General features: G+C 61.5%; 12 protein-coding genes. 9 read left to right on the top strand and 3 right to left on the bottom strand.

Annotation, left to right across the window (positions count from 1 at the left end):
• Positions 1 to 6: 6 nt before the first annotated feature.
• Together wecC and wecB are read right to left on the bottom strand one after the other, a co-directional pair.
• A complete protein-coding gene (wecC, locus tag EBMC1_RS10530; protein ID WP_040590136.1) occupies positions 7 to 1,302 on the bottom strand; it encodes a UDP-N-acetyl-D-mannosamine dehydrogenase in 1,296 nt (431 codons plus the stop codon).
• Positions 1,292 to 2,362, bottom strand: coding sequence for a non-hydrolyzing UDP-N-acetylglucosamine 2-epimerase (gene wecB / locus EBMC1_RS10525; RefSeq protein WP_003044794.1), 1,071 nt, complete (start codon positions 2,360 to 2,362; stop codon positions 1,292 to 1,294). The genes wecC and wecB overlap by 11 nt, the downstream gene beginning before the upstream one ends.
• A gap of 293 nt (positions 2,363 to 2,655) precedes the next feature.
• On the opposite strand from wecB, the gene EBMC1_RS10520 reads away from it, so the two are divergent.
• The 9 genes from EBMC1_RS10520 to EBMC1_RS10480 all read left to right on the top strand — a co-directional run bounded on the left by EBMC1_RS10520 (position 2,656) and on the right by EBMC1_RS10480 (position 14,086).
• Positions 2,656 to 3,447: a metallophosphoesterase family protein gene (locus EBMC1_RS10520; protein WP_081611186.1), complete on the top strand. Its 792-nt coding sequence runs from the start codon at positions 2,656 to 2,658 to the stop codon at positions 3,445 to 3,447.
• Between the two features lie 107 nt (positions 3,448 to 3,554).
• The gene (locus EBMC1_RS10515) at positions 3,555 to 5,015 is read left to right on the top strand and encodes an O-antigen ligase family protein (RefSeq protein WP_003044788.1); all 1,461 of its coding nucleotides are present in this window, start codon (positions 3,555 to 3,557) and stop codon (positions 5,013 to 5,015) included.
• Between the two features lie 77 nt (positions 5,016 to 5,092).
• Positions 5,093 to 5,824: a polysaccharide biosynthesis/export family protein gene (locus tag EBMC1_RS10510; protein WP_156001137.1), complete on the top strand. Its 732-nt coding sequence runs from the start codon at positions 5,093 to 5,095 to the stop codon at positions 5,822 to 5,824.
• Between the two features lie 33 nt (positions 5,825 to 5,857).
• Complete coding sequence (locus EBMC1_RS10505; protein ID WP_051066400.1) at positions 5,858 to 8,089, top strand: GumC family protein; 2,232 nt, start codon at positions 5,858 to 5,860, stop codon at positions 8,087 to 8,089.
• 18 nt (positions 8,090 to 8,107) lie between these two features.
• A complete protein-coding gene (locus EBMC1_RS10500; protein WP_156001135.1) occupies positions 8,108 to 9,358 on the top strand; it encodes a hypothetical protein in 1,251 nt (416 codons plus the stop codon).
• Between the two features lie 35 nt (positions 9,359 to 9,393).
• A complete protein-coding gene (locus tag EBMC1_RS10495) occupies positions 9,394 to 10,410 on the top strand; it encodes an NAD-dependent epimerase/dehydratase family protein (RefSeq protein WP_040590132.1) in 1,017 nt (338 codons plus the stop codon).
• Positions 10,407 to 11,699, top strand: coding sequence for a Vi polysaccharide biosynthesis UDP-N-acetylglucosamine C-6 dehydrogenase TviB (gene tviB, locus EBMC1_RS10490; protein WP_003044774.1), 1,293 nt, complete (start codon positions 10,407 to 10,409; stop codon positions 11,697 to 11,699). The genes EBMC1_RS10495 and tviB overlap by 4 nt, the downstream gene beginning before the upstream one ends.
• A gap of 49 nt (positions 11,700 to 11,748) precedes the next feature.
• Positions 11,749 to 13,212, top strand: a complete 1,464-nt coding sequence (locus tag EBMC1_RS10485; protein ID WP_003044772.1) for a lipopolysaccharide biosynthesis protein — start codon at positions 11,749 to 11,751, stop codon at positions 13,210 to 13,212.
• A 52-nt stretch (positions 13,213 to 13,264) separates the two neighbouring features.
• The gene (locus EBMC1_RS10480; RefSeq protein ID WP_003044770.1) at positions 13,265 to 14,086 is read left to right on the top strand and encodes a class I SAM-dependent methyltransferase; all 822 of its coding nucleotides are present in this window, start codon (positions 13,265 to 13,267) and stop codon (positions 14,084 to 14,086) included.
• Here the strand turns inward: EBMC1_RS10480 and EBMC1_RS10475 are convergent.
• Complete coding sequence (locus EBMC1_RS10475) at positions 14,057 to 15,226, bottom strand: glycosyltransferase family 4 protein (protein ID WP_081611184.1); 1,170 nt, start codon at positions 15,224 to 15,226, stop codon at positions 14,057 to 14,059. The genes EBMC1_RS10480 and EBMC1_RS10475 overlap by 30 nt on opposite strands.
• Between the last annotated feature and the right edge of the window lie 24 nt (positions 15,227 to 15,250).

The following is a 15,250-nucleotide window of genomic DNA, read 5'->3' as shown; positions in this document are numbered from 1 at the left end:
CGCGCATCAAGCGGCGCGATTGAGCCGGTTGGGGGTGCACCCGCCGGGCTGGTCGAGCCAGAGACCGCGCGTGTCATAGACAATCTTGTCCGACCGTTCTTCGAGCGGGATCGATTTGAACAGGTCGTGATCGACGAGCACGATCAGCAGGTCGCACTTCGCGAGTGCGGTATCGAGGTCGATGAGTTCGGATCCGGTACCGGCGAATTCGGCCGGCAGGCCGCGCGCATAGGGCTCGACGATGTCGACCTGCTTGCCGAAGCGGCGAGCGAGGGCTGCCGCCACCTCGACCGCGGGACTTTCGCGAAAATCATCGATGTTCGGTTTGAAGGCGAGGCCGAGGCAGGCGACGCGCGCCTGCGGATGCTGCGACACCAGCATTTCGGCGGCACCGATGACATGCGCGGTCTTCGCGAGATTGACTTCGCGTGCGGTACGGATGAGTCGGCTGTGATCGGGCGCCCCATGAACGAGGAACCAGGGATCGACGGCAATGCAATGGCCGCCGACGCCGGGGCCGGGCTGAAGGATGTTGACGCGCGGGTGGCGGTTGGCGAGGCGGATCACCTCCCAGACATCGACGCCCATTTCCTCGGCCATCATCGACAATTCATTGGCGAAGGCGATGTTGACGTCGCGGTAGCTGTTTTCGACGAGCTTGACCATTTCGGCGGCGCGCGCCGATGTCGTGATGCAGGCACCGCGCACGAACTGGCGGTAGAAGGTCATCGCACGGCGCGCGCAGCGCGGCGTGATACCGCCAATACAGCGGTCATTATCGACCAGCTCAACCAGTATGCGGCCGGGCAGGACACGTTCTGGACAATAGGCGATGAAGATGTCGGCGGCACCGGCGCACGCGCCTGGCACCTTCAGGTCGGGGCGCAGTTCGGCGATCAGCGCGGCGACCTTTTCGGTCGTGCCGACGGGCGATGTCGATTCGAGGATGACAAGATTGCCGGCTTGCAGTTTGGGCGCGATCGCGCGAGCTGCTGCCAGCACATAGCTGATGTCGGGGCGATGATCGGCGTCGTGCGGCGTCGGCACGGCGATCACGAAGCTGTCGCCGGGAGCGACTTCGGTCGAAGCGATGAGTGCACCGCGTGCAACGACGCCCTGGACGAGACCATCGAGATCGACTTCCTCGATATGCACCTTGCCGCTGTTGACCGTTTCAACGACCTTTTCGCTGACATCGACGCCGGTGACCTGGCAGCCCGATCGCGCGATCAGCGCCGCGGTCGGCAGCCCGATATAGCCGAGGCCGAGGACGGTAACTTGCTGGTCGGTATCAATGGGCACGCGCGACAATCTCCGCAATTCGCTGGGCAGCGAGGCCGTCGCCGAACGGATTGTGCGCGCGGGCCATCGCCGAATAGGCTTCGCTATCGTCCAAAAGGCTGAAAATTTCGGTAACGATACGGTCCTTGTCGGTGCCGACGAGCTTTGCCGTGCCTGCCGTAATGCCTTCGGGTCGCTCGGTCGTCTCGCGCATGACGAGCACTGGTTTGCCGAGAGAAGGCGCTTCCTCTTGCACGCCGCCGCTGTCGGTCAGCACGAGATCGGCTTCGGCGAGCAGGCGCACGAAATGCGGATAATCGAGCGGGTCGATCAGCGCGACGTTGGAAAGCGCGGCGAGCAGCGGCTCCATCGCGCTGCGGACCTGCGGGTTCGGGTGGACGGGAAAGATCACCGCGACGTCGGGGCGCGCGGCGATGGCTGCGATCGCCTCGGCGATCGCGCGCATCCCCTCGCCGAAATTCTCGCGCCGATGCGAGGTGACGGCGATGATCCGCTTCCTCGCATATCGTTTTACCAGCGGATCGAGGCCAGCTGCGAGCGACGGGTCTTCGTTGATGCGCGCGTTCGTTGCGAGCAGGGCATCGATGACGGTGTTGCCGGTGATGTGAATCCGCTCGTCTGGCACATTCTCCGAACGCAGCGCAGCGGCGGCGGTCTCGGTCGGGGCGAAATGCAGGTCGGCGACCGAGCCTGTGACCTTGCGATTTACCTCCTCGGGCCAGGGATGATAAATATCTCCGCTGCGCAGCCCCGCCTCGACATGGCCGACAGATATCTTGCGGAAATAGGCGGCGAGCGTCGCTGCCATTGTTGTCAGTGTATCGCCATGGACGAGAATGCGGTCCGGCCTTTCTGAGTCGAAAGTCTCGCCAAGACCGGTGACCAGTCTCGCGAGAAGGGCATCGAGCGACTGGTTCGGGGTCATGACGTTGAGATCGACGTCGGGAATGATTCGGGCGATTTCAAGAACCTGGTCGAGCATCTCGCGGTGCTGGGCGGTCACGCAGACGCGAACGTCGACGCCCTCGGTGCGCTGAAGGGCGTGAATCACGGGAAACATCTTGATGGCTTCGGGTCGTGTGCCGAATACGACAACGATTTTTCGCGCCGCTGAATGCTGTGATGAACGCAATTCCGGACTCATAAGGCAAAGGCTTTCTCGGCGATTCCTTCGCCCGCCTTAGCGCAAAGCTCTTGCCGCTGGCTTAACTTGCCACTATTCGCCCGGCCGTTCGCGGAATTCTGGTTCGAAACGATCGGATACGCCTCCCGTGGGCCGTAACACATGCCATCGAGGGGGCGGCAGGTGACGCATTTGTCTGTAATTTCAGAGTTCTACTCGTTAAGCCCCATATGTCCTTACTTGGTTTTCTGAAGCGCCGGCGAGGCGAAGAGCGCGGTTCGCGTGCGGCGGAGCCGCGCGTTCCCGCTGGCGAGCGTGTTTATGCGATCGGTGACATTCATGGTCGTGACGATCTGTTCGAGCAATTGTTGGCGAAGATCGAGGCCGACAACGCCGGCCGAGGCCAGGCGAAAACGACACTAATCCTGCTCGGCGACCTGGTCGATCGCGGACCCGATTCTGCATCTGTCATCGAGCGCGCGATCCGCCTCGGGGCTCCGTTCGACAAGGTGACTCTTCTCATTGGAAATCATGAGGAATGTTTTCTGTCCGCGCTTTCGGGCGACCTGCGGCGCGTGCGCTATTTTATCCGGATTGGCGGCGATGCGACCATAAGAAGCTATTGGTGCGACGATGCCGCCTATGCCGCAGCGGACTTTGAAGAGGTTGCCGAGCGCCTGCCGCATCTGGTTCCCCAATCGCACATCGATTTTCTGGGGCGCGGCGAAGATATGGTTCAGATCGGAGATTATGTGTTCGTCCATGCCGGCGTCCGGCCTGGCGTCCCGCTCGATCGGCAGCAATTGTCGGATCTGCGTTGGATTCGTGACGAGTTTATCGATGGCGAGCATGATCATGGCGCAACCATAGTTTACGGCCACACGATTTCGGATGGCGTCGATGAGGCGCGTGGACGCATCGGCATCGACACCGGCGCATATCTAACGGGCCGCTTGACAGCGCTTGGACTGGAGGGAAGCGAACGCTGGTTTCTCGACACCGCGGATATTGAACGCGAATAGTCTTTTGCCTGCTTTATGATGAAGCGATAGACTCTGAACCGGTTGGATCGCTCTCTCGGTTGCGCTACGAATATTGGGATAGGAATTTAATGAGGCCGACCAAGTCGATGAAACCCGTATCGGGCAATTTGCTGCGAAACCAATTGTCTCCAGCAGCGAGTGTTGTCATTCTCGCCCTTTTCGTCTTTGCCGTTGCGCTGACCGGGGGGGGGTCGCGCAGCGATATTGCCTCGCTGCCCCTGCTGCGCGGGCTCGCCACGATGACTTTTTTCGCTATGCTTGCGTTCGTGCCGGCCCAGGCATGGCGGGGAATTCGTGTTCCGCTGATCCTACTCGGCCTGCTGGCGATGTGGATGCTCGTCCAGTTGATTCCGCTGTCTCCGAACATCTGGAGCGTGCTTCCGCTCCGCGATCGCATCTTTGCGATCGATGAGCTGCTCGGCACGGCAGAACGGTGGCGACCGATCAGTCTGACCCCGACCCAGACGGTTAATAGCTTGCTTGCGCTCATCGTTCCTGCGGCGGGTCTGCTCGTTGCTGCTGCGGTTCCCAACGACGAGCGGATACGCTTGTGGTGGGCGATTTGGTCCTTCGGCGTGGCGTCGGCGCTTTTCTGCCTGTTACAGTTCGTCGCAGGGCCCCGAAGCCTGTTTTATCTCTTTCGCATTACCAACGAGGGCTCGCTCGTTGGCCTGTTCGCCAACCGCAACCACAATGCGCTGCTGCTGTCGCTGTCGATCCTCTCGGCCGGCTGGCTCGCCGCAAACGAGATCGCGAGCCGCACGAAGCGGCCACTGATCCTGCCCATGCTGGCCGGCAGCGTGGTCTTTTTCCTGTTGCTGATTCTGATCATCGGGTCGCGCTTCGGTTTGGTTTTCGGGTCTGCAAGCCTGCTTTTCTCGTATCTGCTCGTTAGGTGGAGCTATCGTTTCGAGCCCAAACCGCTAAATCAGGCGCGGGATCGCGCGCATCGCCGCACGTCGGCTGCTGCGCAAACAGCGAGGCCCTCGCGACGCATTCTTCTGATCCTGTTTCCTTTCCTGCTTATCGCGGGGCTGGGTGCGGTCTTTTACTTCTCTGGGCGTGACAATACGGTCGGGCGCCTCGTGGATGGGGACGGGGCGGAAGAGATCCGAATCGCCGCGCTCGGGACCGTTGCTTCGCTCGCGAAGGGGCAGTGGCTGCTCGGTTCCGGTTTCGGGTCGTTCGCGAGCGTGTACCAGATAGTTGAACCCGACGCGCTTCTGCGGCAAGATTATTTCAATCAGGCTCACAACGACTGGCTGCAGTTGCCAATTGAGGGCGGATTGCCGGCGGTACTAATTTGTCTGGCCGGAGTGTTATGGATCGTTTCAGGTCTGGTCGGTGCACTGCGGCAACGCTCGCGACCGCTCGGGGTTGAATTTATCGAGCCGCTCGTTCTTGCCGGCGCCTTCTCACTGATCGCACTGAATTCCATCGTGGATTATCCCTTGCGAACTCAATCGCTTGCAATGGTCGGGACGTTTTTGCTTGTCATTCTCGCTCGCCTTCATCCCATGAGCGGAGGTCAGGCTCGGCAGGGCTAAAGAAGCTTTCGCAACCTCGATTTTCTTCCTATGGCCGCTCAGTCCCCCCCCAATATTCTTGCTTGGAACTTTCTAATATGACCGGCCTGCGTTCCCTTGTTGTTTTTGTCTGCCTTGGCCTTGCAGCCTGCGGCGGGAGGGCTCCCGTGGCGAATGTCCCGACCAGCGGCGTCACCGTGCTTGAAGCTCTGCCAGAGCCGACCGGTGTCGATGTCCAGCAGGCGTCGCGCCAGACATTCGTCGGTCCTTTTAGCGAGCTCACAGTCGAAGTGTATGGGGTTCCCGATCTCACGCGCGAAGTGCTGACTGACGGCAACGGCCGCTTTTCCTATCCTTTCGCGGGGATAATTGACGGCGCAGGCAAGACGACGGCCGAGCTCGCCACCGAAATTGAAAGCCGGCTCGCTGGACGCTACGTCCGCAATCCACAGGTCACTGTTAATCTAAAAGCGTCGAGCAACCCGGCCTTGTTAATGTCGCAGGCGGTGACCATCGACGGCGAAGTGACCAAGCCCGGCCAATACCCCCTCGTTGGCAAGCAGACCCTCATGCGCGCGATCTCGCTTGCGGGCGGGATAACTGAGTTTGCAAAGCTCGATGATGTGCTTGTCTTCCGCAAGGTCCAGGGCAAGCAATATGTAGGGATCTATAATCTGAAGGCGATCCGCCGTGGTAACTATTCCGATCCCGAGATTTTTCCGAACGATGTGGTGGTAGTGGGCGATTCTCCGCAGCGCCGCCTGTTCGAGGACGTCATCAAGGCGGCGACTTTGCTCAGTACGCCGCTCGTCGTGATTAGCAATCTCTGAGGCGATCTCGGAGCACCCGCAATTTCTGAACGGATGAAGCTGAATATGGATAGCGTAAATGGCCGGGGATCGATGGCCAAAGCCGCGATTGGGGAAGCACTCGTCGATGATATTCCGGCCTATCGTGGCGGAATGCTCGACATGCACATGCTCGAGCGCGCGTTCATCGCATTGTTGAATCACAAGGCGTGGGTGGCGGGGGCGGTCCTCGCCTGCCTTTCGGCCGGGTTGATTGCCACATTCCTAATGACTCCGCTGTATACGAGCACATCGCGCATTGAGATTTCGCCGCAGGCTCCTGTTGAAACGGATGTCGAAGGTGCGCGCGAAAAGACGTTGACCAACGAAATCGCATTCTTCAACACTCAATACAGCCTTCTTGCGTCGCGCTCGCTTGCGCAGCGCACCGTGCGGGCGGGGAATCTCCTCAACGACAAGGAGTTCCTTGCCGTCTACGACCTGAGTGAAGGGCAGGAGGGCGACGGCGTACCCAATAGCGCGCAGCGTGCACACATGGCCGAACGGGCGGAAAAGATTCTGCTTGAAGCCGTCACTATTGCACCCGTCCGTCAGTCAAGCCTAGTCGATGTCAGCTTCTCGACACCTTCCCCGGCGCTTTCAACGAAGCTTACGAACCTTTGGGTTCAGCAATTCGTCGCAGCCAACTTAGATCGCCGTTTCGCAGCGACGAGCGATGCGCGGAAATTTCTTGAACAGCGCATAATCGCGCTGCGCCGCAACCTTGAGGATTCCGAACGCGAACTGATCACTTACGCCACCACGAACGGCATCATTACTATCGAGGGTAAGGTCGATCCTATCAGCGGTCGCACCGTGTCCGAGCGGACGCTTGCCTCGGCCGATGTTGAACAGGTGAGTGAGGCGCTCGGCGCAGCCCGCGACGCGCGGATTGCTGCGGAAAGCCAGTTAAATAGTTCGACCGCAGCCGCCGACAGCTGGAGTAATAACGCTGTCAGCGGACTACGACAACGTCGAGCAGAACTATCGGCGGATGTCGCGCGCCTCAGCGCCATCTTTGGTGACGATTATCCCGAGCTCGTTTCAAAGAAGGAACAACTTGCTACGCTCAACCGCAGCATCGAGATTGAGACGCGCCGTGCCCAGGGGATCAACCGTGAGACCTATGCGGCGGCTGTCAAGCGCGAGCGCGACCTGACCACCGAGCTAGACAAAATTACCGGCAAATATCGAGACCAGCAGCGTCGTTCGATTGAATATGCAATCCTTCAGCGGGAAGTTGACACGAACCGCCAGCTTTATGATGGTCTGCTTCAGCGCTACAAGGAAATTGGCGCGGCTGGTGTGGGCACCAACAATATTGCCGTCGTTGACACAGCGACGCCGACGCGAAAACCGTCGAGCCCCAATCTGCTTTTGAACTTGGCGGTGGCGCTTATCGCTGGTCTTGCGCTTGCTGCGGCCATCGTATTCTTGCTTGAGCAGCTCGACCAGTCGATCCGTGATCCGAGCGAGGTCACCGATCGCTTCGGTCTGCCGCTGCTCGGATCGATCCCGAAGGTTGACGCTGACGATTTCGAAGAGTTGCTTCTCGACAAGAAGTCTTCGGTCTACGAGGCGTATCTAGCGGCTCAGACCAACCTAACCTTTCTTACCCCTCATGGCGCGCCGCGGAGCTTCCTACTCACCTCGACGCGGCCCGCGGAGGGGAAGAGCAGTTCGGCGCTTAGCCTTGCGAGCGTGTTCTGTCAGACGAACAAGAAGGTTATCCTCATCGACGCCGATATCCGCAGCCCGTCGCTCAACGAAATGCTCGGCATCGAGAACAAGATCGGTCTAAGCAACTATCTGACCGGCGTCGAAAATGTTTCGAGCCTGATAGCAAAATCGGGCGAATTCGGCTTCGACTATATGCTCGCTGGCCCGATGCCGCCCAATGCGGCGGAGCTGTTCAGCTCGTCGCGCCTCGGCCAGCTGATCGACCTGCTCCTGGAGGAATATGACCATGTCATTCTTGACGCGCCGCCGGTGCTTGGTCTTGCCGACGGACCGCTCCTCGCACGGGCTGTCGAAGGCGTCATGTTCACGATCGACGCGTCGAGCAACAGTTCGCGAGCGATCAAATCGGCGCTCAATCGCCTTCGCCAGACCGGCGCGCAAATTTATGGCGCTCTCGTCACCAAGGTCGGTCGTCGCAACGAAATCTACGGCTACGGGTACGGCTATGGGTATGGTTACGGCTATGGCTATGGCGCGGACAAGCAACAGGGCAATGGCGACAGCTGAGGCTTTCGGTAGCGGGTCATGAAAAGCACAGGAAAAAAGGCTCTATTGCTCGGCGTCGGCCTCGTGGCCGCCATCGTCGCGGCGGCGCAGAGCTTCGTCATCGCCAATCAGCGCCGTGCGCCGGCCCGTTCGGTGGCCTTGGGCATGCCGCCGGTCGGTGCCGCCAAGGCTTCGCTCAGCCGTCAGCTTCAGGGTGTGCGGCTGGCCAGGAAGCCGAAGTCGGTTCCCTCCGCGCTCGAGGTCCGGTTGGCGCGTGAGGCGTTCGCCAGTGACCCGCTGGCAGTTTCGGCCTTGCCGGTGCTGATCCAGTCGCTGCAGGGGCAGGGCAAGGCCGTGCAGTCGCGGCAATTGCTCACGCTCGCAAGCCGGCTGACTCGCCGCGACAATCTGATCAACGCGATGCTGATCGACGACGCGATGGCCAAGGACAATCCCGAACGGGCGGTGACGCTGCTCGGGCAGGCCATGACGGTCAGCTTCGAAGTGCGCGATCTCTATGTCGGGCGGATGGCGGCGGCGACTGTCAGCCCCGGCGCCCTTCAGGCTCTGCCACCGATTCTGGGCCGCAATCCGAAATGGGCGGAGGATTACTGGCTGGCAGTGCTAGCCAATCCCGCGGCGATCCAGCAGGCGGCCAAAGTGCGGCAGCGTATCGCGGGCGCGCCGTGGAAGCTCGACAAGGCAAACGAGAGCGATCTCCGGCTTATCGTCGAACTGGCTGCGCGGGGCTATCCTGCGTCGGCGTTCAACCTCGCACATGCCCTCGGACTGCCGCAACCGCCGGCGGGCGAACTGTTGACCAACCCGGGCTTCGACCGCCAGCCGCGCTATGCCCCGATCGACTGGGAGCTGCTGCAGACGGGCGATATCGGCGCCAATATCGAGGCCAAGGAAGGCGCCTTGCTGCTGTCGAGCCTGCCAGACGCCTCGGGGATCGCCGCGCGCCAAATCGTTCATCTCACCCAGCCCGGCGGATACCGCGTCCAGTGGAACATGTCGGGCCTTGCCGACCGCAAGGACGCAGCCGTCAAACTGCGCCTGAGCTGCGCCGAGCGAGGCAAGGGCGGGACCCAGATCGCGCCTGCGACGCTGGTAGAGGGGACGGGCAGTGCGCGGATCGAGGTGCCGGCCTCGAACTGCAACTGGTACTGGGCGACCATCGAACTCGACACGACGGCCGGCGATGCCGGTGTCGATATCGCGATTCGGCGCCTCAGCCTTCAGCGCGCCGCCGGAGCGGCCCCTAAGGTCGCCGCCCCGGTTTCGTAATCCACCCCATAGATTGTTCGTAATTGGAGATTCGCGTGCGTCGCAAGATATTCGTGACCGGCACCGCCGGCTTCATCGGATTCCACTTGGCGAAACTGTTGCTCGCCGAAGGGTTTGAGGTCGCCGGTTTCGACGGCATGACCGACTATTATGACGTCAATCTAAAGCGTCGTCGGCACCAGATCCTGCTTCAGAACCAGGCATTCCAGGCGACCGAGGCGATGCTCGAGGATCGCAAGCGGATCGACGAGGTCATCGATGCCTTCCAGCCCGACGCGATCGTCCATCTCGCGGCGCAGGCCGGCGTGCGCTATTCGCTCGAAAATCCGCATGCCTATCTGCAGGCCAATGTCATCGGCACCTTCAACGTCATGGAGGCGGCGCGCCGAAACAATGTCGGTCACCTGCTGATGGCGTCGACCTCGTCCGTCTATGGCGCCAACGAGGACATGCCGTTTCAGGAAACCGAAAAGGCCGATACCCCGCTCACCATCTATGCCGCGACCAAGAAGGCAACGGAATCGATGGGGCACGCGCATGCGCACCTTTGGAATGTGCCGACGACGATGTTCCGTTTCTTCACCGTCTATGGACCGTGGGGCCGCCCCGACATGGCGCTCTACAAGTTCGTCGATGCAATCCTCGATGGCCGTCCGATCGACCTCTACAATGGCGGCGACATGTACCGCGACTTTACCTATGTCGAGGATCTGGTCCGCGGTATCCGCCTGCTGATCGATGCCGTGCCGCAGCGCCCGGCATCGGCCGCCGATATCGACGAAGGCGACAGCCTGTCGCCGGTCGCGCCGTTCCGCATCGTCAACATCGGCAACAACGACAAGGTCCGCCTGCTCGACTTCGTTACCGCGATCGAGGAATCGCTGGGCCGCAAGGCCGAGCGTAATCTGATGCCGATGCAGATGGGCGATGTGCCCGCAACCTGGGCCGACGCCAGCCTGCTCGAAAAGCTGACCGGCTATCGTCCGCAGACCGATTTCCGCGACGGCGTCGCGCAGTTCGTCGCCTGGTACAGGGATTATTTCCAGAAATGACCGCCATCTCCCCACTGCCTGATTTTGCCTCGGCGCCGATTGCCATTATCGGCCTCGGCTATGTCGGCCTGCCGCTTGCCGTCGAATTCGGCCGTGTGCGCGACGTCACCGGTTTCGACATCAACCGGGAGCGCATCGCGGCGCTTCGCGAAGGCCGCGACGATACGCTGGAGACGACGGCCGAAGAACTGGTCGCCGCAGCGCGCCTCGGCTTTTCGTCCGACGCCGCCGATCTGTCGGCGGCGCGCGTCTTCATCGTCACCGTCCCCACCCCGATCGACGCGCACAAGCGCCCCGACCTGACCCCGCTCGTCAAGGCGTCGGAAACGGTGGGCAGAGCACTGAAGCGCGGGGACATCGTCATCTATGAGAGCACCGTCTATCCGGGCTGCACCGAAGAGGATTGCGTGCCGATCCTCGAGCGCGTGAGCGGGCTGAAGTTCAACGAGGATTTCTTCTGCGGCTACAGCCCCGAGCGGATCAATCCCGGCGACAAGGAGCATCGCCTGCCGACCATCCGCAAGGTCACCAGCGGTTCGACAGCAGAGGTCGCCGAGTGGGTCGACCGTCTCTATTCAGAGATCATTACGGCGGGCACCTTCAAGGCCGAGAGCATCCGCGTCGCCGAAGCCGCGAAGGTGATCGAGAACACCCAGCGCGACCTCAACATCGCACTGATGAACGAACTGTCGATCATCTTCGGCAAGCTCGGCATCGACACGCACAGCGTGCTCGAGGCCGCCGGGACGAAATGGAATTTCCTGAAGTTCACGCCGGGCCTCGTCGGCGGACACTGCATCGGGGTCGATCCCTATTATCTGACGCACAAGGCGCAGGCGGTCGGCTATCACCCCGAGGTCATTCTGGCCGGACGGCGTGTCAACGACGGGATGGGGGGCTATATCGCCAGCCAGACGGTGCGGATGATGATCAAGCGCGGGCTGCCGGTGCAGGGTGCACGCATCCTGCTCCTCGGCCTTGCATTCAAGGAAAATTGCCCTGACATCCGCAACACGCGGGTTGTCGACGTGATCAGCGACCTCGCCGAATATGGGGCCGAGGTCGACGTTTACGACCCGTGGGTCGATGCCGATGAAGCGCGGCATGAATATGGCCTCGACGTGCTCGCAAAGCCGGGTGCCGGCTACGACGCGGTCGTCCTCGCCGTGTCGCACCGCGAATTCATCGAAAGCGGCGCGGCGGCGCTCCGCGCCTTCGGCAAGAATGAAGCGATCCTCGTCGACGTGAAGGGCGTGCTCCCTCTCGAAGACGCGGACCTGCGGCTGTAAGAGGCGGTGTGGCGCAATCTTCCCGGCGGCGGGAAGGGAAGGGCATTTCATGATCCGGGCAAGCGGCATCTACATGGTCGGTCGGGCGCTCGCCGCCCTTCTCACCATCGCGTCGATTGCTATTTTTTCGCGGCTTCTCTCGCCGGCCGACTATGGCGTCTATACGCTGACGATCACGACCTCGGCGCTGTTCAACGCCCTGTTCTGCACCTGGGTGATCCAGTCGCTGTTCCGCATGTACGCCGAGGTTCCCGACCGCGTCCGGTTACAGAGCAGCGGACTGTTCGCGCTGTTGCTGTCGGCCGTACTGTCCGCGCTGTCCGCGCTTGCCGTCATCCTGCTCTCGGGACGGCCGATTACAGCCGAGATGACGATCGGCATGCTGATGCTGCTGACCGGCTATTCGGTGTACGAATACAGTAATGTGCAGCTGACTTTGCAGCGCCGTCCCGCGCTGTTCGTCCAGCTCCAGCTCGCCAAGCTGCTGCTGACGCTCGCACTGCCGCTGGCGGCCTTTTTCGTGTCGCGGCGCTTCGATCATTTCATGTTCGCGCTCGGACTCGCCTATTGGTTGCCGCTACTGATTCCGCGCTTTCTGACGTGGGCCGAAGGCGTGCGTGTGCGCCATGTCGACCGCGCGATCCTGGGGCATCTCGCGCGCTATGGCCTGCCATTGTCCTTTTCGATCCTGCTGGTTCAGCTCGGAACCAGTCTCGATCGCTATATTCTGGGCGCCAAGCAGGGCGTCGACGCCGTGGCGGGCTATGCCGCGGGCGCTGATCTTGCGATCTTCTCGATCGGAATGATGGCCTCCTCGCTCAGCCAGGCCTTTTATCCGCGGCTGCTAGAGCTTCATTCGGCGCAAGAGGATGAGGAGGAGCGTCAGCTTTATTCGCAATATATCCTGTTGTTCGTCGGCTTGCTGTTGCCCAGCGCGGTCGGCCTGCATTTCGTCGCCGACGATCTGGCGTGGATGATCACCGGCACGGCGATTCGCGCCGACGCAGCGGTATCGCTCGGCCTGTTCGCGGCGACCGCGCTATTGATCAACATGAAGTCCTTCGTCGTCGACCTCAGATACCAGATCGCCAAGCGCACAGCGCTGCCGATTGTCAACGCCGGGGTGATGATCGGTCTGCTCGTTGTCGGGTGCTTCGTGCTGATCCCCATCTATGGTGGCGCGGGCGCGGCGTGGGCCAGCCTGATCGCGGCGGCGGCCGGCTGCACCATCGCGGCGCTCGTTTCGACACGGCTGCCGGGAACGGTCTCGCTGCCGCTTGCCGATCTCGGCAAGATCGCGGTGGCGGTAACGGCGATGGCCGCATTCCTCCACGGCATCGATCGATGGTCATATGGCGCCACCGGCTGGACTGTGGCATTGGTACGGCTCGCAGTACAGATTTTCACAGGGATAGCAGTCTATTGCGCGATCCTCGTCGCAACGAATTTCGGACCCGCGCGTCACGCGCTGAGTCGCGTTTTCGCTTTTCGCGCCCGCAGGCGCCCGCTTTGAACCGATCTGAATCATCTGCCTGCAAATGCGCGGGCCAAGGAGTTTTTTCAGAATGTCTGCAAGTCTGACCGATGTTTCGACGCACTTTGAATTCGGTGCGAACTGGAAGGATTATTCGGAGAAGATCGACGACGAGGCGATCCGGCACGCCGAAGCGGGTGTCCTCAAGCTGATCCCGGAGGAAGATATCGAGGGCCGGACCTTCCTCGACATCGGCAGCGGGTCGGGGCTCCACAGCCTTGCGGCGCTGCGCCTTGGCGCAAAATCGGTGATGGCGGTCGACATCGACGCCAACTCGATCGAAACGACCCGCAAGGTCGTGGCGGCGAACTGGCCCGGAAAGAATGTTGAGGCGCGGCTCGTGTCGATCCTCGATCCCCAAGCCCGCGATCTTGGCACGTTCGACATCGTCTATTCGTGGGGTGTGCTGCATCACACCGGCGCGATGTGGGATGCGATCGACAAGGCGGCTACGCACGTCGCGGCGGGCGGCCAGATTGTCCTCGCCATCTATCGCAAGACGCCGCTCTGCTGGGCGTGGAAGGTCGAGAAGAAGGTCTTTACCAACGGCGGCTCGTTCGTCCGTTCGCTCATCCGTGTGCCATATATCGCCGGGTACAAGCTGCGCTTGCTACTCACCGGAAACAGCCCGTCGAAGTTCATCGCCGAATACACGAACCAGCGCGGGATGAACTTCTACAATGACGTCGACGACTGGCTCGGCGGCTATCCGTATGAATCGGCGACCGAACAGGAGATCATTGATTTCATGCGCACGCGGGGTTTTGAGCCCGAGCTAGTGCTGGAGCTTCACCCCAAGCTGGGACTGTTCGGAACCGGCTGTTCAGAGTTCCGGTTCCGCCGCACCGCCTGAGCGCACGACCTTCGCAAACAGGTCGTCCCACATCGCGAGGACGCGATCCTTCGAATAGTCGGTAGCGGTTTCGAGCGCCGCTTGCCCAAGTTCTGCGCGCCTCGCTTCGTCGGTGAGTAACGCCGAAAGAGCATCCGCGAGCGCGTCGACATGGTCGCGGTCGGGCAGGAGGATCAGGCGCCGACCGTTGTTGGCGAGTTCGGCGGGGCCGGTCAGTACGTCAAAGGCTATGGAAGGCAGGCCTTGGGCCAAAGCTTCGAGCAGCGCGTTGGGGAAGCCCTCGTAAGACGAGGTCATGACGAACGCGTCGGCGCGCGCATACCATTCGGCAAGGTTGCCCGCGAAGCCGGGCAGGCGGATTCGGTCTTCCAGCCCGTGCTGTCTCACCCGTTCGACCGCCGCTTCACGCGCTGGCCCGTCGCCGAGCAATATGACATCCCATCCGACCGCACCGTCGGCGATAAGGGCGAACGCGTCGATCAGGACGTCGGCGCGCTTAGATTCCTCGAAGCGCCCGGCCCACAAGACGAGCTTCCGGCCGGGATCGAACAGGTCGCCAGGGTTAACCCGAGGTGGATTGGACGGCAGCGGATTCACCACCGGATTGGGTATCGTCGCGACCGGCGCGCGGCCGGCGCGCGCGCGCAGCCAGACGGCCGCAGTTTCGGTCTGGCTGACCAGCGCCGCGGCAAAGGGATAGGTCAGCCGACGGGCGACGCGATAGAGGAGTGGCAGGGGCGGCTGGAGAAGCGGCGGATAGGTCCGCTCGCAGGCGACGACCGGAATGCCCAGCCCCGTAGCCGCCGCGACCGCGGCGGCATTGACGTGCGGGAGAAATGAAATGATGACATCGGGTTGGGCAGATCGTATGAATGCACGAAGAGTCCGGAGACGCCCTAGTTTTCCGGCGTTTGGCGAGGCGATATCGGCGAGAAACCGGAGTTCGACGGAATCTGACAGCGGAAAATCGCAATCGCCTCGTCCGGAAAAGGTCGGCATCAGCGTGACGTCATGGCCCTGATCTGCCCAAGCGCTCGCGAGCAGCGCGGCGACGCGTTCTGCTCCCCCGGTTTCCATCGAGGATGTGAGGAAGAGGATTTTCATTTTTCTTCTTTGCATGGCCAGGTCGGGACGCTTCACTATAATGGATGACGAGAAGGCAAG

The sequence above is a fragment of the Sphingopyxis sp. MC1 genome, assembly GCF_000371385.1.
Taxonomy (GTDB): domain Bacteria; phylum Pseudomonadota; class Alphaproteobacteria; order Sphingomonadales; family Sphingomonadaceae; genus Sphingopyxis; species Sphingopyxis terrae.
Note: the sequence above shows the minus strand (reverse complement) of the source record. Positions and strands in the feature narration are given on the sequence as shown.

What these genes read in the sequence shown, in the direction of transcription:
- EBMC1_RS10520 (WP_081611186.1), top strand. Translation starts at nt 2,656, where the DNA reads ATGTCCTTACTTGGTTTTCTGAAGCGCCGGCGAGGCGAAGAGCGCGGT.
- EBMC1_RS10480 (WP_003044770.1), top strand. Translation starts at nt 13,265, where the DNA reads ATGTCTGCAAGTCTGACCGATGTTTCGACGCACTTTGAATTCGGTGCG.
- EBMC1_RS10515 (WP_003044788.1), top strand. Translation starts at nt 3,555, where the DNA reads ATGAAACCCGTATCGGGCAATTTGCTGCGAAACCAATTGTCTCCAGCA.
- tviB (WP_003044774.1), top strand. Translation starts at nt 10,407, where the DNA reads ATGACCGCCATCTCCCCACTGCCTGATTTTGCCTCGGCGCCGATTGCC.
- EBMC1_RS10505 (WP_051066400.1), top strand. Translation starts at nt 5,858, where the DNA reads ATGAAGCTGAATATGGATAGCGTAAATGGCCGGGGATCGATGGCCAAA.
- EBMC1_RS10510 (WP_156001137.1), top strand. Translation starts at nt 5,093, where the DNA reads ATGACCGGCCTGCGTTCCCTTGTTGTTTTTGTCTGCCTTGGCCTTGCA.
- wecB (WP_003044794.1), bottom strand. Translation starts at nt 2,362, where the DNA reads ATGTTTCCCGTGATTCACGCCCTTCAGCGCACCGAGGGCGTCGACGTT.
- EBMC1_RS10500 (WP_156001135.1), top strand. Translation starts at nt 8,108, where the DNA reads ATGAAAAGCACAGGAAAAAAGGCTCTATTGCTCGGCGTCGGCCTCGTG.
- EBMC1_RS10485 (WP_003044772.1), top strand. Translation starts at nt 11,749, where the DNA reads ATGATCCGGGCAAGCGGCATCTACATGGTCGGTCGGGCGCTCGCCGCC.